Origin of the sequence: Vibrio algivorus (assembly GCF_030161215.1) — a bacterium.
Taxonomy (GTDB): domain Bacteria; phylum Pseudomonadota; class Gammaproteobacteria; order Enterobacterales; family Vibrionaceae; genus Vibrio; species Vibrio algivorus.
Genome location: NZ_BSPV01000003.1, coordinates 790,814 through 813,238, shown reverse-complemented (window position 1 = coordinate 813,238; position 22,425 = coordinate 790,814). Strand labels below are relative to the sequence as shown.

Sequence of the window (22,425 nt, the reverse complement as noted above, 5' to 3'; positions counted from 1 at the left end):
TCCTTATAACAAACTAGGATGGGGTGCTCGATTATTGATGGTTTGGTAGTTGGCTAATTTGATTTAGCATCTCATCAAGTTGGTTAAAGATCTTTTCACCGTCGACACCAATACCATTGTGTTCATATTCATTGGTCATCCATGCTTGACTGTTAGATATATTCGCTAATGTTTCGCGTGAATAATCGAATTCGACATACATATCTTCAACATAAACAGCGCAAGCAATGGGAACCGTATTATTTTTTAGCTGTTCTAAGTTGTAAAGCGCTGGCCAATTTTGTTTTTCAGCTAGTTTGTTTGCCGCTTCTTTTAATGGTTTTAAACATTGCATTTGTTCAAACATCCACGGGTACACCATCTCTCCAGTAAAGAAGAAAGGTTTTCCAGTTTGATAATTGAATTCAGGGTACATTTCTCGAACACGATGTGCCGACCAAGTCGATTCTGTTTTTCCTGAATCATTTTTAGCAAAAGGTTGGCAATAAATCGATTCATGTAAAATGGCATAGATAGGGTTAGTCTGGTAAGCCTGTTCCGCTAGCATGGCATTCAAAAATGCATAGCTTAAAGTTTCTTTCTTATCGACGGTGATAAAAGCACTTTCAAGCAAGTAATACATAGGAAGCGCGGCATGTCCTCGACCTAGATTAATACCGATCATTTGAAACTGCTCTACCGTAAATAGCTGCCCGTTAGGTAAGTAGGTTTCGTGATTGAGTAAGTAATCTGCGATGCGTTGACATAAAGTTTGTGCTTGTGGGAATTGGCGGAAAAAGGTGTTGTTTTTTTGTTTTACTCGTTGGTAGGTTGCTTGGTAAACCTCATCGGCATGGCGAGTTAAAGAGGGAACGCCGCCAGTGATATAAGATTTCAATAAACTATTAGGATAAAGCGATAGATAAGTTAATGAACAAAAACCGCCAAAGCTTTGTCCAAGAATAGCCCACTTTTCTACATTGAAGTGTTTACGTATAGCTTCTGCATCTTTCACGATACTGTCAGCCCTGAAATGACAGAGGTAGTTTGCTTGTTCATCGCTACTCATACTCTCTAGGGTTTGGTGAGTAATCGGGGAGCTTAGTCCTGTACCTCGTTGATCGAGTAACAATACGCGATAGTGCTGGAGTGCGGCTTTTAACCAGCCTGATTGTCCATCGGCTCTAGGTGAAGGAAAGCCAGGCCCCCCTTGAAAATAAACTAACCAAGGTAGATTTTGCGTTTGTCTATCTAAGCTAACTAACTCGCGAGCGTAGACGGTAATAGTCTGGCTTTGCTTATCATCATGCTTGAGCGGAACTTGAAATTGATGTGCTTGATAAAGTATTCCATTATCAACAAATGATGAAGTAAGCTTATGAGGAACAGGCACTAGAATTCTCCTTAATTCAATAAATTGATTGAGCTTATCACCAAGCGTGAAATGAGTTAATCGAAAGCTATTGGAAAAGTAAAATTTTACATCTTGGTTAAGGACAGATGCTTTTCATTCAGGTTAATATTTAGTTATTAATGCATTACTACTGAGAGTTTTTATGTCATCACTTCGTTTACTATTTTCTACTTCAACAAATCCTCTATTTAACTTAGCGGTAGAAGATACCATTTTCCGTTCGATGAGTGCCGATCAAAAGGTGCTATTTCTGTGGCGTAACGACAATACCGTGGTGATTGGTCGAGCGCAGAATCCTTGGAAAGAATGTAATACTCAACGCATGGAAAGAGACGGCATTACTCTAGCTCGTCGACAAAGTGGTGGTGGGGCTGTATTTCATGATCTTGGTAACAGTAACTTTACTTTTATGGCAGGTAAGCCGGGTTATGATAAAACCGTATCTACTCAAATTGTATTAGATGCATTAAAAGCATTAGGCATAGAAGGCAAAGCAACAGGTCGTAATGATCTTGTTGTTGAAACCGAAGAAGGTGAACGTAAGTTCTCAGGTTCAGCTTATAGAGAAACAATGGACCGAGGTTTTCATCATGGTACGATTTTATTAAATGCGGATATGAGTCGCTTAGCCGATTACCTCAATCCAGATCCGAAAAAGCTACAAGCGAAAGGAATTACTTCGGTACGCTCTCGTGTAATTAATCTTAACCAACTCGATGATACTTTAACCCACGACAGTTTATGTGATGCGATCAAACAAGCATTTTTTGATTACTACGGCGAGACAGTAGAGCCAGAGTTTATCTCCGAAGAATCGATGCCTGAGCTCCCTAACTTTGAAGCGACCTTTACTAAGCAACAAGATTGGCATTGGAATTTTGGAAACACTCCTGAATTTAGTCATCATATTGATGAACGTTTCAAATGGGGTGGAGTAGAGCTACATTTTAACGTTAAAAAAGCACACATTGCAGAAGCGCAAGTGTTTACTGACAGTCTAGAACCTGCACCACTTGAAGCATTGCAAAAGTCTTTGATCGGGCAGCTTTATAATGCAGAAGGGATAACGGCCGCTTTGGATGAGGTATCAACCCAGTATCCAAAGAATGTTGAAGAGTTAGCACAAGTAAAAGAGTGGTTGTTAGTTCAGCTTGCTTAAGTTTGTCATAGAGTAGGCTGAGTTTTGATATAAACTCAGCCTACTAAATATGTGATAAAAAACACAAACAAGATTTATTTTCAATAATATGTACGAAATAGGTGTACATCTCTCTCAAACCCTGTAATATCTACCTCGCTCTGTTGATAAGAGTGATTGATGAAACAATTTAGTAAAAGTAGAATCCTCAAATACAGCTTCGTTTTTGTCTTTGTTATTAGATTTTCCCTTCGCTTAATAAACCATTAAATCGTTCAACGCAGCACCCGTCGCATTTAGCGACATCATTTATGAACTGCATTTATTGCACACAAGATAAGGGACATAATATGTCTAAAACAACTGGTATCGTTAAATGGTTTAACGAAGAAAAAGGTTTCGGCTTCATTACTCAAGACAACGGCGGCGCTGACGTATTCGTACATTTCCGTGCTATCGCTTCTGAAGGTTTCAAAACTCTTGCTGAAGGCCAAAAAGTGTCTTTTGAAGTAGAGCAAGGCCAAAAAGGTCTTCAAGCTGCGAACGTTGTTCCTGCTTAATAATTGATTTTTTAGTATAGAGTTTATCTCTAATACTGGAAGATATAATAAACGCTGGCTTTAGTAGTCAGCGTTTGTTTTTATAAGAAGTAACATAAAAATAAAAAGCCAGACGAAGCACATTACTTAACAAGCTGGCAAGGCAAGCCCAAATAACCCATTTATAAACTTCATTGTTTGAAGTGTGAAAAATTAATACTCGACCCTCTGCTTTAGCATCAAGTCCCGTTGTAATTCTGTTCACCGTACTTTCAATAAAAGAAAGTGTCTTCGAAAAGTCGTTTTATCGATATTTCCTAAAATGAAACTCGAACTTAACGTCAAAATAAATAGGTTAATACCGGCTTATGTACTCATCTTTGAGTATTCGATTAGCATCACGGTTTTTCTCTAAATAATTGAGTAATTTCAGTGATGTAATAGATATATACCTAAGAAATTTCAAGATGCTATTTCTAAATGCTGCGTCTTAAGGTTGCTTGGATATAATTAAGAAGGAAAATAACTATGATTCGTTCAAACGGTAGAAAACGTTTTTGGTTCCAACACCAACGTGATCAATCTCAGTCTCAAATGAAAAACAAATAGATTCTCTCTAGGAATCAACTCTCCCATTAGGGAAATGAAGCACAGCACTGATTCAGTGGTGTGCTTTTTTGATCTAAAAGCCATCCAATAACGTATTAATTAAAATGATTAACTAATCTAGCGATAATGTTATGTGGAAGTGGCTATTTATAGGGTTTTTAGCAATAAGTCAGGTAAGTAACGCGCAAATTAACGCGAGTAATTTACAGCTTGTTGGCGAAGCTCGTATGACATACTTGTTTTGGGATATTTATGATGCTCGGTTATACAGTTCATCGGGAGACTATAGTACTCAACGTTTTCCTGTATTACTTTCATTATCTTACCTAAGAGATTTTAAAGCGAAAGATATCGTTAAGGCGACCAATGAGCAGTGGTTACATCTAGGGAAGGACTCTTTAGTCGGTCAATACGATAAAACTTTAATGTCTTTGTGGCCAGATATTAAGCAAGGCGATACTTTAAGTGTACTTGTCGAGAACAACCAGACTTCCGCTTTTTTCTACAACGGTAAAAAGCTTGGTGTGATCCGCGATGCTAGTTTTACCGAATCATTCATTGCGATCTGGCTTTCACCAAAAACCTCCCATCCCAAAGTACGTCAGCAACTCATTGGACAATAATCATCGTCAATCTCAAGGAAGAACGTTATGAATATGAATTTTATGAAGTCATTTTTTGTTATCTGTTTTGCAGTGATGTTATCTAGTTGCTCATCTCCTGACGTTCAATTTTATCAAGACACTCAACCCAAGTTTGATTTTAAGAGTTTTTTCACCGGTAAATTAAAAGCCTACGGCGTTGTACAAGATTATAAAGGCGAACTGACAAGAAAGCTTGTTGTTGATATGGACGCGAGTTGGCAAGGAAATAAAGGCGTTATCGAGGAAGATTTTGTCTATGATGATGGCGAAACTCAAAAACGCATTTGGTATGTCACCCTTAATGATGATGGTTCAATTTCAGGTGAAGCAAGTGATGTAATAGGTATCGCTTCTGGACGTAGCGCCGGCAGCGTCTTTCATTGGAATTATGATGTCGAGATTCCTTATAAAGACGATACGCTCGAAACTCACTTTGATGATTGGATGTATATGGTTACCCCGACACGTTTGATTAATCGCACCAGCATTTCAAAATTTGGCATTGAAGTAGGGCAAGTGACTTTAATCATAGAAAAGTGATATTGATACTATACTCAAGTAACTTCAAGCTGCTGAAATCCGAACCTTGAAGTCACTTGGGCATAGAAATTATGCTAATGCTATTAATTTTGTGACAGAGCTAAGCACTTTTGACAAAAGCTTATTCGTATTATTTTACTCGCCTTCTCTTTTTGTAATACAATAAGATTAATTTAGTGGTTCAGATAAACTTAATCTTAAAATTTATATAAAGAGAGTGATTATGACAGACCAAAAATCTCTTGATGCGATCAGGAAAATCAAACTAGAAAACGATACATCAGCAGGCAACTTAGTTGATTTACTTCCTATTGAAGTTCAAAAACGTGACTTTGATTTATCATTTTTAGATAGCTTGAGTGCTGAGCGTCCACGTCTTTTAGTGCAAGCAAAAGATCTTGCTGAGTTTAAAGCGAAAGTGAAAGCTGATGACTCATATTGCATGTTTAATGACTTTTATAACAATTCTACAGTTAAGTTCTTAGATGTAGAACCTTATGAAGAACCGCAAGCTTATCCAGAAGAAACGGTAGGTAAAGCATCTCTGTGGCGTCCTTATTGGCGTCAAATGTATGTTGATTGCCAAATGGCGATGAATGCAACTCGTAATCTTGCTATTGCAGGTATTGTAAAAGATGATGAAGATCTGATTGCCAAAGCAAAAGCTTGGACACTTAAGCTATCCACTTACGATCCAGATGGCGTGACTTCTCGTGGTTATAATGATGAAGCTGCTTTTCGTGTTATTGCTGCAATGGCTTGGGGTTATGACTGGCTACACGCTTACTTTACAGATGAAGAACGCCAACAAGTTCAGGATGCACTTGTCGTTCGTCTTGATGAGATTATGCATCATTTGAAAGTCACTGTTGATCTACTGAACAACCCATTGAACAGCCACGGTGTACGTTCGATTTCATCTGCCATTATTCCAACTTGTATTGCTTTGTATCACGATCATCCTAAAGCAGGCGAATACATTGCTTACGCACTTGAGTATTATGCAGTTCACTACCCACCATGGGGCGGTGAAGATGGCGGTTGGGCTGAAGGTCCTGACTACTGGAATACCCAAACTGCATTCCTCGGTGAAGCATTCGATTTATTGAAAGCATACTGTGGTGTAGATATGTTCAATAAGACTTTCTACGAAAATACCGGTGATTTCCCATTGTATTGCATGCCGGTTCACTCTAAGCGTGCTAGTTTCTGTGACCAATCATCTATTGGTGATTTTCCTGGTTTGAAACTCGCTTATAACATCAAGCATTATGCTGGTGTAAACCAAAAACCTGAGTATGTTTGGTACTACAACCAACTTAAAGGTCGTGATACAGAAGCGCATACTAAATTCTACAACTTCGGTTGGTGGGACTTTGGCTATGACGATCTTCGTTTTAATATCCTTTGGGATGCACCTGAAGAAAAAGCGCCATCTAATGAGCCATTATTGAAAGTCTTCCCAATCACAGGTTGGGCGGCATTCCATAATAAGATGACCGAGCGTGATAACCATATTCACATGGTCTTCAAATGTTCTCCGTTTGGTTCAATCAGTCACTCACATGCGGATCAAAATGCGTTTACTCTACATGCGTTTGGGGAAACTTTAGCCTCTATTACTGGTTACTATGGTGGTTTTGGTGTGGATATGCACACTAAATGGCGTCGTCATACATTCTCTAAAAACTTACCGTTATTTGGTGGTAAAGGCCAATACGGCGAGAATAAAAATACAGGCTATGAAAATCACCAAGATCGTTACTGTATTGAAGCTGGTGGTAATATTACCGATTACGATACAGAGTCTGATGTTAAATTCGTAGAAGGTGATGCAACAGCATCTTATAAGTATTTTGTTCCTGAAATCGAATCTTATAAGCGTAAGATCTGGTTTGTGAAAGGCAAAGTATTTGTGATGCAAGACAAGGCAACACTTTCTGAAGAAAAAGATATGACTTGGTTAATGCACACTACGTTTACAAATGAAGTGGCAGATAACAGCTTCACTATTCGTGGAGAGATAGCTCATCTTGATGTGAATTTCATCAATGAAAGCGGTGATAATATTCTGTCTGTGAAAAATGTGGAAGGTTTCGGCGATGTTGACCCTGCGGAATATGAAGATCTAGAAATTCATCGTCATGTTGAGGTAGAGTTTAAATCAGCAAAAGAGCACAACATTTTGACTCTTCTTGTTCCAAATAAGAATGAAGGTGAGCAAGTGGAAGTGTCACATAAGCTTAATGGCAATACTTTAGAGCTTACTGTTGATGGTGAAAGTGTTGTTATTACGCTGTAAAGGATAATTAAACCAAAATGATTGAAAACCACCGATATCGAATTAGATACGGTGGTTTTTTTATTTGGCCTTAGCTTGTACTTCAATTAGTTCAAAAATGTATAAAATATGCGTTATATAGCAATTAATGATTGAAGTTCTGTTTTTGTAGGGATAAGTTAACTAGAAGGAAAAGAAATTAATATATTTTAAGCATCAAAGAATTCGAATTGTTTATCGAATCAAAGCTTGAGATACACACAAAACAAGGACAATGTCGTTATGCAAAAAGTAGATGATGTAAGAATCAAACAAGTTAAAGAACTTTTACCGCCAATCGCTGTTTTAGAAAAGTTTCCTGCTACTGACACCTCTAGTGATACGACATTTGAGTCTCGTCAAAGTATTCATAATATTCTTGAAGATAAAGATGACCGCTTACTCGTTGTTATTGGACCATGTTCAATTCATGACACAGAAGCGGCTCTTGAATATGGTAAACGCCTAAAAGTATTACGTGATGAGCTAAAAGACGACCTTGAAGTGGTAATGCGAGTCTATTTTGAAAAGCCACGTACAACGGTAGGCTGGAAAGGGCTTATTAATGACCCATACTTAAATGATAGTTACCAAATCAATGATGGCGTGCGTATGGGACGTAAGCTGCTTCTTGATTTAACTGATAGTGGCATGCCGACGGCGAGTGAGTTTCTAGATATGATTACACCGCAATATGTGGGGGATTTGATCAGTTGGGGCGCAATTGGTGCTCGTACAACCGAATCACAAGTTCACCGTGAGCTTGCATCTGGTCTATCTTGTCCAGTTGGTTTTAAAAATGGCACCGATGGCAACATTAAAATTGCAACAGATGCTTGTAGTTCTGCTGGTGCATCACATCACTTTTTATCAGTCACTAAATATGGTCACTCTGCGATTGTAGAAACTGCAGGTAACCCAGATTGCCATATTATTTTACGTGGTGGCAAAGAGCCAAATTATAGTGCTGAACATGTTGCTGCTGTGAAATCAGAATTAGCAAGTAATGGGTTACGCCAAAAAGTGATGATTGACTTCAGCCACGCAAATAGCTCTAAGCAATTCCAACGTCAAATGGTAGTTGCAACGGATGTCGCCACTCAAATTGCAGGTGGTGAAGATGCTATCTTTGGTGTGATGATCGAAAGCCATTTAAATGAAGGCCGTCAAGATCTGGTTGATGGTAAAGTTGAAAACTACGGTCAAAGTATTACGGATGCGTGTATTGGCTGGGCTGATACTGAAGCAGTATTGCGTCAACTTGCTAAAGCGGTAGCGGATCGTCGTAAGGCGAAGTAATCAGAATTTGAAATAAGATTAGTTAATTGAATAAAATGCCCAGCAACTTGCTGGGCGTTTTTTTAGGTACTTAACCTCAGCTGCGGATAACTAGAAGTCACTCAATACAGCACTTTAGGCGTCTAACTTCGTTAAAATCAACGCAATAGGCCAGCTATTGACTTATGATTTTGCCTTGTTATCCATCCTAAATTGCAGCATTGAGAGAAAGTCATCAATCCTAGATACCTGACAGATATTTTTATCACTTTTATATCAGTGAGTTAGGTTAATTATTGTGACACTCTTATCCGAAGCTGAGGTTACTTACTTTATCTTTAGAACTACTCGCTTAACTAAAAAACGATTTCTGCTCTAAATTGGTTAAAAAGCTCCATGCTACAAAGCGGCTTATCTTCTGCCCTTGTGCCATTTCTACAACGCGAATATTAGTTGCGCTTAATTTTTTCAACTGTTGCTGCAGTAGCGGCACATTTTCTTTCTTGGATACTAGGCTAGTAAACCAACATACCTGCTTAGCAAAATCTTTACTTTCGATGGCCATTTGTTTCAAGAAAGCAATTTCACCACCTTCATAGCACAGCTCATTTTCAGTCCCTGCAAAGTTTAAAACTGGTTGGCTATTTTTTGATAGCGGATCCGCTTTGCCTTTATTGAGGTTATTCACTTTACGTAAGCTGCCTTCACGCGCTTTTTCCAATGACTCGTGAAATGGAGGATTACACATAGTCAAAATGAAATCGTCGTTCGGTTTTATGATGCCGTGGAAAATGCTGCTTGGTTTAGCTTGCTGACGAACTTTCAGTTTATTCGTCAACCTCTTATTAGCCTGAATTAACAGTTGTGCCGTTTTAACTGAAATCGGATCAATATCGCTGGCAACAAAATTCCAGTCATAAAGGCTTGAGCCTAAAATAGGGTAGATGCAGTTTGCGCCTGTGCCGATATCAAGCACCGTATGCTTATGATTGGCAGAACCAGCATTCGGATCGCGCTCGTCATTCTCAACGACAAGTGTATCGGTTTTCTCTTTGGTTACCGCTAATAGGTCGGCAAGATAATGGATATAATCTGCTCTTCCTGGGATTGGTGGGCATAAGTAACCGGGAGGGATTTGCCAGAACTCTAAACCATAATAGGCTTTTAACAGCGCTTCATTGAGTGCTAACACCGCTTTAGGATCGCTAAAACTAATCGAACGTTCACCACGCGGGTTTAGAATAACAAATTCGGTTAATGCCGGGTTTGAGGCTTCTAATTTATCAAAATCATAACGACCACTGTGTAGATTACGTGGATGTAATCCGGTTGGCTTCTTATGCACCGATGATTTAGAACGATGTGATCCTGTTTTATTATTTCTTGGTTTTTGGGTGCTGGACTTATTAGTTTTTTTTGTTGTTTGAGAGTGGCGATTATTTTTGTTATGAGGTCCAGTGGCCATGAGGGCTCCAAGAAGTCGGTAGAATAAAAACGGCGTGAATAATAACTCACTTCGGCATCATACCCAAGTAACTTCCCAGCTAATATGCTCGGATACTGCTTAGCGTAAATCTGTTAGTTTACTTGGTATTTGATCACGGAATGACGCTCTACCAATGTTGGCTCTAATTGAATCACTTGTTGAGGTGCATTTGGATTTTCAAGGCGTGAGAGTAAGGTATCTACCGCGGTTTTTCCTAGCTGATGTTTTGGCTGGTGGATAGTGGTTAAAGATGGGGTGATGTACTTAGTCAATTGGATATCATCATAGCCAATAATGGAAAGATCCTGAGGGATCTTTATACCATCTTGGTTTGCAGCATTAATTAAACCCAATGCCATCATGTCATTACATACGAATAAAGCGCTCGGTAAAGCTCCGCTGTGTTTCAGAGCTTGGTAAGCATCATAACCACCGTCACATTCAAAATTGCCCTGAGCAATCCAGTTTTTATTTAAAGTTAGGTTATTATCCTGTAGCGCTTGTTTAAAACCATCAAAACGCAGTGATGCTTGGCTACGATGTAGTGGGCCGGTGACACAGCCAATGTTGGTATGGCCATTATCTATTAAATGTTGAGTCGCTAAATACCCACCTTTGAAAGAGTTGTCCTGAATTTTATCACTCGCATATTCCATTGGGCCCCAGTCCATAACAACGACAGGAAGGTCTGGATAACGTTCAAAAATTTCAATTTCTTCGCCCTCAAGGGTGGAACACATTAACATTAAGCCATCGACACGCTTTTGTAACAGAGTATCTATAGAGGCTTTCATTCGTTCGCTATCACCTTCGGTATTGCAAAGTATTAAGTTGTAACCTTTTTCATAACAACGCCTTTCAACGCCTTTAAGCACTTCGCCAAAGAAAGGGTTGGTTGAGGTTGTCACTAGCATGCCAACCGTTTTAGTGCACTTCATCTTTAGACTTCGAGCGAGTGCCGATGGCGCGTAATTAAGCTCTTTTGCTGCTTGCTTTACGCGCTTTTCAATATCCTCACTAACAAATCGTGTTTTATTCAAGACATGGCTAACGGTGGACGTTGAAACCTGAGCAAGTCGGGCTATGTCTTTCATTGTTGCCATGTGATAACTCCCTATTGATTGGGTATAAAGATGAAATTAAACTAAAAACTTATCCGTTTCTTGTCGTGTCGGGATGGAGGTTTGTGCCCCAAACCGTGTAACAGAAAGGGCAGCAGCAGCATGTGCAAATTGAATTGCTTGTGTTGTTGTCATGCCTTCCAGTAGTGCAGTAACAAAAGCACCATTAAAGGTATCTCCGGCAGCTGTTGTGTCTATCGCTTTAACTTTAAATCCTTGAATAATTTTACCTTTGCCATTTTCACTTAGCCATACACCTTTAGCGCCTAGTGTAATAATTACGGTTGAGATACCTTTCTCATGAAGATTATTTGCGGCTTTTTGCGCTGAGATATCATCTGTTACTGAAATACCGGTTAAGACTTCAGCTTCAGTTTCATTTGGGGTAATGATATCAATTTCTTTTAGGATTGAGTCGGGTAACGCTTTGGCTGGCGCTGGGTTTAAAACAACTTTGATATCAGAATTAGAATCATATTTAGCCAGTTTAATTGCCGTTTCAATGCCATCTAAAGGGGTTTCAAGTTGCAGCAGTAAATAATTACATTGCTGAATAGGAGCTTTAAAAGAAGAGACAAGCTCTTGGTTCAGAGCATTATTAGCCTCAGGAGAAAGACAGATACTATTCTCTCCCTCATCAGAGACTTGGATCAACGCTACACCTGTGGGAGTAGATGGAATGATAGAAATATAGTCAGTATTGATACCATCTTGTGCAAAACTTTGAATGATATTTTGCCCAAAGGAATCACTTCCTACACAAGCTATAAACCCAATGTCTGCACCTAAACGTGCAGCAGCCACCGCTTGATTGGCACCTTTTCCACCAGGAATAACTTGATAGTTACGTCCCATGAGGGTCTCTCCTGGACGAGGAAAAGAGGGAACTTGAAGTACATGATCGGCATTAATACTACCTAAAACGATCAGCTTGTTCATATATTATCCTTATGGCGATAACGTTTAAATACGAATTGATATGGCTCAAATACGTCATATCAATGAGCATTCATAGTGAAGAAGGTGGGGGCAGTTCCGCCCCCACATTTATACCCATCGTACTTGAAGCTTGACGGCACTCATTCACCCCAATCACATAGAACGAGCTATGCTCATAGGGCTTCATTCATTTGTCGTCTTACTGCAACTTCAATGACTTTGGGTATAGTGATTATTTAGTAATAACTTTAAGTGGAACCGGAATATTTTTTTCAACCGATTCTCCTTTTAAGACTTTGTCTGCAGTTGCAACACCGAGCTCACCAATTAGAGCGGGTTGCTGTGCAATGGTTGCTCCTAACATTCCACGTTTAACTGCGGCAATACCATCATCGGTACCATCAAAGCCAACAATTAAAATATCTTTTCCTGATGCTTGTACTGCACGTAAAGCACCAAGTGCCATTTCATCATTTTGTGCGAATACGGCTTGGACATCACCATTGGCAGCAAGTAGGTTTTCCATTACATTCAAACCTTTACTTCTATCAAAATCAGCAGGCTGGCTAGCAAGAAGATCAAGTTGTGAATTTTTAACTGCATTCATGAAACCTTCACCACGCTCACGAGCAGCTGAAGTACCTGCAATGCCTTCAAGTTGAATGACTTTAGCTTTCTCACCGACCTTTTCAATAATGAATTTACCCGCCATTTCACCGCCTGCAACATTATCAGAAGCAATATGGCTGACAACGTCACCACGACTTGCGCCACGATCGAGTGTTAATACCGGGATCTTTGCACGGTTAGCAATTCGAATCGCGTTAGAAACAGCGTCTGAATCTGTTGGGTTAATGAGTATTGCTTTTACACCTCGAACCGAAAGATCTTCGACATTAGAAAGCTCTTTACTTGGGTCATTTTGCGAATCTAAAACAATCAGATCGTAACCTAGTTCTTTTGCTTTCGCTTCAGCTCCGTCTTTCATGCTCACAAAAAATGGGTTGTTTAGTGTTGATACTACAATAGCCATTGTATCTTGAGCTTGCGCTGCAACCGACATCGTACTGGTTAACATGGCAGCGGAAAGTAGGGTAGTCAGTTTTTTAAGTTTCATTTTGTTATTCCTTTATCGTAGGGGAGCCTATTGCTGGCTCTTGGTGTCGGTAATGACGGTTATTTATTTTTATTATCAACTAATACGGCTAGTAAAATCACGACTGCTTTAGCAATCATCTGGTAATAAGAAGATACATCAAGTAGGTTTAACGCGTTATTTAAGAAACCAATAATCAATGCGCCAATTAAGGTACCCATAATACGGCCACGGCCACCCATTAAACTCGTACCACCAACTACAACAGCAGCAATTGCATCAAGTTCATATCCCATGCCCGCAGTTGGTTGAGCAGAAGATAAACGTGAAGTCACAATTAGGCCGGCAAGGGCAGAAAGTAAGCCACAAATTGCATATACACCAATCTTTACTCGATCGACATTAATGCCAGATAAGCGAGTTGCAGATTCGTTGCCACCTAATGCGTAGACGTAGCGGCCAAAGCGAGTGTGGTTTAATACATACCAAGCGGCGGCAAAAACAAACACCATGAGCCATACTGGAACAGGAATGCCTAGAGTGTAACCAGTACCAAACCAAGCAAAGTTATCGGCGACATCTGTAAAGCCAGTAGAAATTGGGCGGCCATCGGTGTAAACCATTGTGACACCACGTAAAAGTGTCATCGTTACTAATGTCGCAATAAAGGCTTGAACCTTACCCTTGGCGATAATGACACCACTGATACCACCTAAAATAGCACCCGCTAATAAGGCTGTTGGAACGGCAATTAATACAGGGACTTCCATTGCAATTAAACTGGCTGCAAAAGCACCACACAAAGCGAGAACAGAGCCGACACTTAAATCGATACCTGCTGTTAAAATAACCAGAGTCATACCTACCGCAATAATGGCGCTAACGGAAGTTTGTCGCAAAATATTGAGTATGTTATCGACGGTGAAAAAGTTAGGGTTTAAAAACGAAACCACTACGATTAAGAAGATCAAGGCAATGAGCGATTTTTGCTCAATTAACCACTCTTTACTCAATAAAGGTTTTTTTGGTTGTTCTGGTGTATTAGGTTTATTAATCGTGTTGCTGCTCATGCGACGTCCTTACTGATGTTTTTACCGACTGCACAAGCCAGTAGTAATTCTTGGTTAGCTTGCTTGGCGTCAAACTCGCCACTGATTTTGCCTTCATGCATAACTAAAATACGGTCACTCATCCCCAGCACCTCTGGCATTTCTGAAGAAACAAGAATGATACTCATCCCTTCAGCCTTAAATTTGTTGATTAATTGGTAGATTTCTTTTTTGGCACCTACGTCAACACCGCGAGTAGGTTCATCCAAAATCAAAACATTGGGCCGAGTCATCAATCCTTTAGCAATCGCCACTTTCTGTTGGTTACCACCGGATAAGTTTCCGATGATTTGTGCTCGACTCGGCGTTTTAATATTGAAAAGATCAATAAAATCATCCACCGCCATCACTTCACTTTTATGCTGAATTTGGACGCCAGAACTAAAGTGCTGTAGCGCTGAAAGTGTCATGTTATCTTTAACGGAAAGCCCTAGTACCAAGCCATCACCTTTACGATCTTCTGAGATATAAGCGATACCACAAGCAAGCCCTTCTTGAGGTGAGGTAGGGTGAATTTTGTTACCTTCCAGTAAGATGTCTCCAGAATGGTAAGGTAGAGCACCATAGATCATTTTCATCAGTTCAGTCCGACCTGCACCCATTAAGCCTGAAATCCCTAATATTTCTCCTCGTTTGAGTTCGAAATGGATGTCTTCAATACCTTTACCCGTTAACCCTTTGACTGAGAGGCGAATTTCATCAGATTGCACAGCAATGCGTGGATATTGTTCTTCAAGCTTACGACCTACCATCATCTCAATAAGTGCATCTTCATCGGTATCTTTAACTTCGCATTCACCGATGAATTTACCGTCTCGTAATACGGTAATATCGTCACAAATTTCAAAAATCTCTTTTAAACGATGAGAGATATATACAATGCCACATCCTTGAGATCTCAACTCATTAATGACTTTAAATAGAAATTCAGTTTCTTTATCCGTCAGAGCATCAGTCGGTTCATCCATGATGATAACTTTTGATTCAAATGATAAGGCTTTGGCTATTTCAACCATTTGTTGTTCGCCTAAGCTCAATTCGCCCAATAAGGTTTTGGGGCTACGTTTCACGTTTAATCGAGCAAGAAGCTCAGCTGCTTTTTCGTGCATTTGATTCCATAGAATCTTACCAAATGCATTTGTTATTTCTCGACCAAGGAAAATATTTTCAGCAATACTAATCTCGGGAATAAGATTGAGTTCTTGATGAATAATGCTGATTCCAGCTTGTTGTGAATCTCTTGGCCCTTTAAATGCAACTGGTTGATTTTGATAGTGAATGTTTCCGTTATCTAGCGAATAAATGCCAGTTAGCACTTTCATTAGTGTAGATTTACCTGCACCATTTTCACCCATTAATGCCATGACTCGGCCGGGGTAGACGTTAAGGCTTGCTTTATCTAGCGCTTTTACGCCGGGAAAGGCCTTTTCGATTTGGTTTAGCTGTAAAATAGCTTTTGTCATATTCACATCTCGCCTGCTTTATTTTTAGATCAAAAAGTGACACCAGATTGAAAAATCACATTCGCATAAGGAGTACATTCTCCAGTACGAACGATGGCTTTGCTTTGATGAGTTCTTGATTTAAATGCCTCATGGGTGATGTAACTAATGCTGATTTCTTTACCCGTTAATTTCTTTTCTTGCTCAATTCTTTGCAGTAAAGCTTGATGGTGCTCTGGGCTGAATTGTTCAAATTCTTCTGCCAAAATGACGCCTTCAATTTGTGATTCTTTTAAAAATACATCAACAGTTTGAGCAAAAGTCGGGATGCCAAGTGTCAGTGCTAAATCAATACGATGGGTTGTGCTCGGAATAGGCAATCCAGCATCGCAGATGGTAATTTCATCGGTATGCCCCAATGTGGCAGTTAGATGTGACAGCTCAGAATTGAGAAGAGCACTTTTTTTCATATTGATACACCTAGTTTAATTGATAATTCGACATCAGCGAAACGTTTCGATAAGGATAGTGATTGTTTGAAATAATGCATTCTATAGCTCAATATTTTGTGAAATAGATCATCGAAACGTTTCGATGGTTTTGTGTGAAATTGATCAATGTCACAGTTAGCTTCCATGATGACTATAAAAATATACCTTCCGATGAGTGTTCGATATCTTCATGGCTATAAATCTACGATAGGGGTATCAGGGTGAAGAAGAATAGCCACGCACCAAAACACCGCATTCGCGCAGCAGGGATCATTGTTCAGGATGAACATGTTCTGTTGATTAAAGTAAAAGACTTCACTGGTGAATATTGGATCCCACCAGGTGGTGGCTTAGAAGCTTGTGATTTGCATACCAAAGATTGTGTTAAGCGAGAATGTTTGGAAGAAGTTGGGCTCGAAGTACAGGTAGGGGATCTGTTGTGTGTACGAGAGTTCTTAGAAACGACGAAAAATCGCTATAACGCTGAGTTTTTTTATCATATTGAAAGCTATATAGGACAACCACACACTGATAATTTAGCCGGCTTAAATGATGAAGAATTTATTCAATCGGTGGACTGGGTGCCTGTGACGAGTTTGTCCACTATTCGCACATTTCCCACCGATTTATCTGCGGTGATAGAGTTGGTATCACATAAAGTCGCCAGTATTCATCTTGGTAGCTATATTCAAGGTAACAATGAGACTCAAAATCAATTGAAATGAGCACATCAAGCTTGTTTTAACTTGCCCTTCGGGAGCTTCATCCAAGCCTCTTCTTTTTTATAATAGAAAGGCTGCGTCAGATTCGTTTGAAAGGTGATTACATTCCTGTACGAACCTTTCTTGTTTAAAGACTTGGATGATAGCTCTGAATTCTACATCTTGAAGTCACTTGGGTATATAATCTTGGGTATAAGTGCTATTGAACTACAAAGGAAATGCGATGCCTCGTTTTAAATCACGGCTAACGATATCTCTACTTTTGTCATCGTCTTTTTTCTTATCTTCAGCAGTAAGTGCCGCTTCATTCACGGATCCATTAGATGGAGAATTTGATATGAGTGAAGCGATTGCTGAGAATCCATACGCATTCCTGCCAATTCCGATTGTACTCACAGAACCCGCTATTGGTTATGGTGGTGGTTTTATGGGAATGTTTTTGCATGAATCAAAAGAGGCGCGTGACAAAAGAAAAAAATTAGCTTTGGAGTCGGTAGATGGAGGGGTAAATCTCATTCCGCCTAATTTTACTATTGTCGGAGGGGCTGCGACGGAAAATGGCACATGGTTTGTGGGCGGTGCACATCGTCATACTTGGTTAAATGATCGTATTCGTTACCTAGGCGCTGCAGGTTATGCCAATATTAATATGGATATTTATCATGAATTTGATCAAATCCCGGTTGATAAAAACCTTTCTTTTGAAAGCCAAACAGAAGGCTTTGGTGGCGTGCAAAAATTGCAGTTTAAAGTTGCTAATACCAACTTATATCTAGGGTTTTCTCAGCTTTGGTTCCATACCAAAATAGGTGCGAAAGAAGAGATTGCAAATGATATTTTGCAACGTGTATTAGGTGATGATAGTACCTCTTCAGCGCTTGGTTTGATCGCACAATACGACTCACGTAATAACTTGTTTTATCCTACCAGTGGCGGTACGGCTAAAGCCGAGTATTTATGGTATCGCGATGGTTTAGGTAGTGATTATGAATACGATACTTTTACCTTAGATGGGAAGTATTTTATTCCATTATCTAAAACTTGGACGCTCGGGGTTGCGGGTAACTATCAATCATTAACTAATGCTGATCGAAGCCTACCACCACTAGCTCGTCCGTATATTAATTTACGCGGTATTTCTCGTTATCGTTATCAAGGTGACTATGTTCTTACCGCACAGACTCAACTTATGTGGCAAGTCACACCGCGTTGGTCATTGCAAAGTTTTGTGGGGGCCGGGTCGGCAGCAGAAGAGGCTCATGATTTATATGATGATACTGAAGTTGCTTATGGTGCTGGTTTTCGTTATTTGATTGCCCGTCGCTTTGGTTTGAATATCGGGATGGATTTTGCGTTTAGCGACGATGACAACGCATTCTATTTTAATGTTGGTTCAGGGTTTTAGAGATGGATTTTACTCTATTTCGCCCTTATTGGTTGAAAGCTCCTTATAAGTCAAAAATAATCTCGCATCGAATTCTAATTGGTGGTAGTTCGGTTCCATATGACAGCAGAGGGCATAAAAGGCTTTGTTGTGTTCTTTCTCTTTGATGTGTGCCAATTCATGGACGACTAACATTCTCAGTAATGGTTCAGGAGCGTTTTTGAAAATAGAAGCAATCCGAATTTCATTCTTCGCTTTCAATTTTCCGCCATGGTTACGAGAAACAAATGTATGCAAACCCAGAGCATGATTGATGACGTGAATTTTCGGATCGTAAACGACTTTAGAAAGGGGGGATGATTTTTTTAAATAACGGTTTTTTATTGCCATCGTATAGTCGTATAACGATTTTTCGGTTTTCAGGTTGTGCATTTGTGGGTATTTGTTTTCAACCCACATAGCTAACTTATCTTGTTCAATTAGTGTTTTTACCTGAGATAACACCGCATCAGGGTAGCCTTGCAAATATTTGAGATGAGTTATAGACGTCATATTGAATTACTTTCAGTTTGATAGGCTTATTATCAGGCTAGCTAGCAATCTCCAACCTGAATAGAGTTTGCTAGCTAGTCCAATGAGATTTAAGCTTTGAATTGCGCCTTACGTAAACGATTTAAAACAGCCATTACATCTAGCGTTCTCGGCTTGGCTAGGTCACCATTTTTAGGCATGGCTTGATACCAATCTTGGTTTAGTGCGTGATCAAAGATCTTCGATGGATCTTTGCTCCATCCTGGCTGTTGAGAAAGTTGGAACCATAACCAACCAATTGCATTAAGCTCACTGGTCGATTCAATTTGCTCAAGCGCAGAAACATCAATGTGCTCTTTACCAAAACGTAAGGTATGAGTTCCTTTACCTTGGATACGAAATTTTCCTTCCGCTAAGATTTTGGTTAGACAAGTATTATTAAATGAGCGAGCAGGGTGCTGAACAAGTTCACTTTCTGATTCTAGTTGTCGTTGACTAGGGTGTAGCTTAACCACTTCTTTTGCTTTAGCCGTAACATCTAATGCTTGGTAGTCGTGCATTTGAATCACGGTATCGGCTACATCGAAGTAATCACCTGAGCCTCCCATGACAATAATCGAAGAAACACCCTGCTCATCACGCAATTGGCCAATTCGATCAACCAAAGGGGTGATAGGCTCATCGCCTTTACAGACTAATGCTTGCATGCGCTCATCACGGATCATGAAGTTAGTGGCAGAGGTATCTTCATCGATTAACAACGTAGTTGCGCCAGATTCGAGAGATTCTTGTAACCAAGCTGCTTGAGAAGTGGATCCCGAAGCATCTTGAGTTGAGAAATCTGTTGTGTCTTTACCCATAGGCAAATGGTTGATGTAGTTTGATAAATTTAAATGGTGAACACTACGACCATCTTCTGCACGAATCTTCATGGCTTGCGGATCCGTGACAATATATTCACGACCATCTGTTGGAATATGATCGTAGATGGAACGCTCAATCGCCGTCAATAGGGTTGATTTACCGTGGAAACCGCCGCCGACAATTAGCGTTATGCCTTTTGGAATACCTAGACCGCGAATTTTGCCTTTATGAGGCGTGGTTAACTCAATAGCTAGAGATTCAGGAGCCGAAAACGTAACCGCTTCTTTCATTGGTAAATCGCAATCCCCAGATACCCGAGGAAGCACACTACCATCAGCAACAAATGCCACTAGGTTGTTTTCTGCCAGTTGTTTGCGTAGGGCAACTTGATCTTCAACAACTTCACAATGGCGCTTTAATGCATCCATGTTTATTTCACGTGCAATCGTCGCACGGCGGATAAATTTAGGTAGGTGGAAAGTTAATATGTTAATGGCTTTTTTACCGAGAATTTGGCGACCATCGGCAGGCAGATTGACACGGAAACGTAGTTCGATACCTTCTTGGTCAAATACAACGGCAGTGTGATCAAGCACGCTTTGGCCATTAAAGGCAATATCGACGGAAGCTTCTGGTTGCGCAAGTTGTGAAAAGTAACGTGCAATATAATCACGTGCGGCGCGTTGGTAATCTTCGGATTGTTCCAATAACCATTGTAAATCGGTTAAAGACCAAGCTCTGCGAGCACGTAAGCGAGAGGCGGTAGCATGTGGGTCGCCTTGAACGGTATCGATGAAAAGATCGAAATCAGTAAAATCATACTGCCCCTTGATTTGCTGGTAAGCACGGTAGTTTTGCTTTTCGATATTTTTCAGTTTGAAGATCAAGGTATCCATAGAGTTCCGGTATTGCTTTTGATAAGAATAAAACGAATGGGGATTATATACTGAATTGTGGTGTAGATGGAGAGATGTCGCTATCTAGATGAAAAAAAGCCTCCTTTACACCATGACGAAGTATTTAGTGCGGCAAAGGAGGCGTTGAACCATTACTCCCCTTACAGAGTTCGCGGTTCAGAAAAAATTCTAAACTTAAGTTACTTAACCTCAGCTTCGGATAAGAGTGTCACAATAATTAACCTAACACACTGATATAAAAATGATAAAAACATCTGTCAGGCATCTAGGATTGATGACTTTCTCTCAATGCTGCAATTTGGGATGGATAACAAGGCAAAATCATAAGTCAATAGCTGGCCTATTGCGTTGATTTTAACGAAGTTAGACGCCTAAAGTGCTGTATTGAGTGACTTCTAGTTATCCGCAGCTGAGGTTACTTAGGTCTATTGCTTACACATTAAGGCTGTAATGCGGTTAATGCTTCTAGGTCGATATCTTGTTGGTAATCAACATCTTTAATATCGAAACCATTGAGTTGCATAAATTCTTGTTTGTAGCCCTGATAATCACCAATCTCTTTAAAGTTAGTAGCGTTCATTTGGGTCATTAGTTCAGCCACTCTCTGCTGAATACTTGGTTTCATTTCCCAATCATCCATACGGATCAAACGCTCCGCATCAACAGGAATAGTGTTTTGGTTATAAAGCTTATCGGTAAACAAACGTTGCATTTGCTCAATACAAGTTTCGTGGCTACCATCTTCTTTCATCGCTTTGTATAGTGCGATGATATAAGGCGTGAATGTTGGAATAAACACGCTTGCTTTAGTGACGAGCGCTTTACATACCGTGGCATGAGCAGAACCGTTGAAGTTGGCTAATTTAAGGTTTAAAGAGTGGCTTGCTTGATGCAAATCTACTTTAGCCCAACCTAGTGTACCGTCACGGTAGATAGGGTAGTTGGCCTCAGAACCAATGTATGAAAATGCGATAGTTTTACAGCCGTCAGCAATCGATTCAGCATTAATCAGGGTATCGACCCATGATTCCCAATCAGATCCGCCCATCACTTTAATAGTCGATTCGATTTCTTGTTCAGTAGCCGGTTCAATGGTGGTTTCAATCCACTCATCATTTTCAAGTAGCACGGTAGCACCAGTGACGCTGTCACCAATTGGTTTGATGCTCGATAGCCATTTTTCACCTGTTGTTGGGTTTGGACGAATACCCGTTGCTAGGCTGTAAATGATTAAGTCTACTTCACCTTCAAAATAAGTTTCTATTGCTTCAATAACTTGGTCACGTGTTTCTTGTGCAAATGCATCACCAACAATATTGACTGCAATACGACCGGCTTTTTCTGCTTCTTGTTCAAAGAAAACATTGTTATACCAACCGGCTGTGCCTACGCCTTTTTCAGAAGGGCCACGTTCAAACGAAACGCCGATGGTATCAGCATCACTACCGCCAAAGGTGAGAGCAATGCGAGCGGCTAAGCCAAATCCTGATGATGCACCTAAGATGAGAACACGTTTAGGGCCTGCTTTAATTTGTGGGGCAGATTTAGCGAAATTAATTTGTTGTTGGATGGATGCTTCACACCCGTAAGGATGGGCACTGCGAGCGACCACGCCCTTAATGATAGGTTCAATGACCATACGTTATCCTATGTAATCTTATTTGATGATGGATTAATACTAGGATAAGGGCATCAAAGAAGTGAAATATTGAGCTAAAAGGGTATAAAGGTGAATTTTTTAAGGCTAAATAAGAAAAAATTGTTTCAGATCATGAATGATTACCGACAAAAACAGCAAAGCCAGCCTGTATTTTAGCTGACTTTTTGTGAACTATTCACGAGGGAGAAGAGTGTTGGGAATT

General features: G+C 40.0%; 19 protein-coding genes. 8 read left to right on the top strand and 11 right to left on the bottom strand.

Going from position 1 to position 22,425, the window contains the following annotated elements; translation table 11 throughout:
• Nucleotides 1-31: 31 nt before the first annotated feature.
• On the bottom strand, nt 32-1,372 hold the full coding sequence (locus QQJ93_RS05465) for an alpha/beta fold hydrolase (RefSeq protein ID WP_089124468.1): 1,341 nt from the start codon (nt 1,370-1,372) through the stop codon (nt 32-34).
• 163 nt (nt 1,373-1,535) lie between these two features.
• On the opposite strand from QQJ93_RS05465, the gene lplA reads away from it, so the two are divergent.
• The 6 genes from lplA (at nt 1,536) to aroG (ending at nt 8,482) form a co-directional block, all read left to right on the top strand.
• The gene (lplA, locus tag QQJ93_RS05460) at nt 1,536-2,552 is read left to right on the top strand and encodes a lipoate--protein ligase (protein WP_089124467.1); all 1,017 of its coding nucleotides are present in this window, start codon (nt 1,536-1,538) and stop codon (nt 2,550-2,552) included.
• Nucleotides 2,553-2,881: 329 nt separating this feature from the next.
• Entirely contained in the window at nt 2,882-3,091 is a 210-nt protein-coding gene (cspE, locus tag QQJ93_RS05455) for a transcription antiterminator/RNA stability regulator CspE (protein ID WP_017025742.1), read from the top strand.
• 719 nt (nt 3,092-3,810) lie between these two features.
• Nucleotides 3,811-4,302 carry a chalcone isomerase family protein gene (locus QQJ93_RS05450; RefSeq protein WP_089124466.1) on the top strand — a complete coding sequence of 164 codons (492 nt, stop codon included), beginning with the start codon at nt 3,811-3,813 and terminating at the stop codon, nt 4,300-4,302.
• 27 nt (nt 4,303-4,329) lie between these two features.
• The gene (locus tag QQJ93_RS05445; RefSeq protein ID WP_089124465.1) at nt 4,330-4,863 is read left to right on the top strand and encodes a DUF3833 domain-containing protein; all 534 of its coding nucleotides are present in this window, start codon (nt 4,330-4,332) and stop codon (nt 4,861-4,863) included.
• A 223-nt stretch (nt 4,864-5,086) separates the two neighbouring features.
• Complete coding sequence (locus QQJ93_RS05440) at nt 5,087-7,165, top strand: DUF4962 domain-containing protein (protein WP_089124464.1); 2,079 nt, start codon at nt 5,087-5,089, stop codon at nt 7,163-7,165.
• A gap of 261 nt (nt 7,166-7,426) precedes the next feature.
• Nucleotides 7,427-8,482 (top strand): 3-deoxy-7-phosphoheptulonate synthase AroG, encoded by a 1,056-nt coding sequence (gene aroG / locus QQJ93_RS05435; protein ID WP_089124463.1) that lies wholly within the window; start codon nt 7,427-7,429, stop codon nt 8,480-8,482.
• Between the two features lie 331 nt (nt 8,483-8,813).
• Here the strand turns inward: aroG and rlmF are convergent, their stop codons facing one another.
• The 7 genes from rlmF to rbsD form a co-directional block, all read right to left on the bottom strand.
• Complete coding sequence (gene rlmF / locus QQJ93_RS05430) at nt 8,814-9,926, bottom strand: 23S rRNA (adenine(1618)-N(6))-methyltransferase RlmF (protein WP_089124462.1); 1,113 nt, start codon at nt 9,924-9,926, stop codon at nt 8,814-8,816.
• A 113-nt stretch (nt 9,927-10,039) separates the two neighbouring features.
• Complete coding sequence (locus QQJ93_RS05425) at nt 10,040-11,050, bottom strand: substrate-binding domain-containing protein (protein WP_089124461.1); 1,011 nt, start codon at nt 11,048-11,050, stop codon at nt 10,040-10,042.
• A 36-nt stretch (nt 11,051-11,086) separates the two neighbouring features.
• A complete protein-coding gene (gene rbsK / locus QQJ93_RS05420) occupies nt 11,087-12,007 on the bottom strand; it encodes a ribokinase (RefSeq protein WP_089124460.1) in 921 nt (306 codons plus the stop codon).
• 232 nt (nt 12,008-12,239) lie between these two features.
• Complete coding sequence (gene rbsB, locus QQJ93_RS05415) at nt 12,240-13,124, bottom strand: ribose ABC transporter substrate-binding protein RbsB (protein ID WP_089124459.1); 885 nt, start codon at nt 13,122-13,124, stop codon at nt 12,240-12,242.
• Nucleotides 13,125-13,183: 59 nt separating this feature from the next.
• Nucleotides 13,184-14,173 carry a ribose ABC transporter permease gene (gene rbsC, locus QQJ93_RS05410; protein ID WP_089124458.1) on the bottom strand — a complete coding sequence of 330 codons (990 nt, stop codon included), beginning with the start codon at nt 14,171-14,173 and terminating at the stop codon, nt 13,184-13,186.
• Complete coding sequence (gene rbsA / locus QQJ93_RS05405) at nt 14,170-15,675, bottom strand: ribose ABC transporter ATP-binding protein RbsA (RefSeq protein WP_089124457.1); 1,506 nt, start codon at nt 15,673-15,675, stop codon at nt 14,170-14,172. The genes rbsC and rbsA overlap by 4 nt, the downstream gene beginning before the upstream one ends.
• 29 nt (nt 15,676-15,704) lie before the next feature.
• Nucleotides 15,705-16,124, bottom strand: coding sequence for a D-ribose pyranase (rbsD, locus tag QQJ93_RS05400; protein ID WP_089124456.1), 420 nt, complete (start codon nt 16,122-16,124; stop codon nt 15,705-15,707).
• Nucleotides 16,125-16,366: 242 nt separating this feature from the next.
• On the opposite strand from rbsD, the gene QQJ93_RS05395 reads away from it, so the two are divergent.
• The gene (locus QQJ93_RS05395) at nt 16,367-16,870 is read left to right on the top strand and encodes an NUDIX domain-containing protein (RefSeq protein ID WP_089124455.1); all 504 of its coding nucleotides are present in this window, start codon (nt 16,367-16,369) and stop codon (nt 16,868-16,870) included.
• Nucleotides 16,871-17,090: 220 nt separating this feature from the next.
• Entirely contained in the window at nt 17,091-18,272 is a 1,182-nt protein-coding gene (locus QQJ93_RS05390) for a BamA/TamA family outer membrane protein (protein WP_089124454.1), read from the top strand.
• Nucleotides 18,273-18,281: 9 nt separating this feature from the next.
• Here the strand turns inward: QQJ93_RS05390 and QQJ93_RS05385 are convergent, their stop codons facing one another.
• From QQJ93_RS05385 to fabV, 3 genes are all read right to left on the bottom strand, one after another.
• A complete protein-coding gene (locus QQJ93_RS05385) occupies nt 18,282-18,803 on the bottom strand; it encodes a YgjP-like metallopeptidase domain-containing protein (protein WP_179949229.1) in 522 nt (173 codons plus the stop codon).
• Between the two features lie 89 nt (nt 18,804-18,892).
• Entirely contained in the window at nt 18,893-20,542 is a 1,650-nt protein-coding gene (locus tag QQJ93_RS05380; protein WP_089124453.1) for an ABC-ATPase domain-containing protein, read from the bottom strand.
• A 460-nt stretch (nt 20,543-21,002) separates the two neighbouring features.
• Nucleotides 21,003-22,202: an enoyl-ACP reductase FabV gene (fabV, locus tag QQJ93_RS05375; protein WP_089124452.1), complete on the bottom strand. Its 1,200-nt coding sequence runs from the start codon at nt 22,200-22,202 to the stop codon at nt 21,003-21,005.
• Nucleotides 22,203-22,425: the final 223 nt, after the last annotated feature.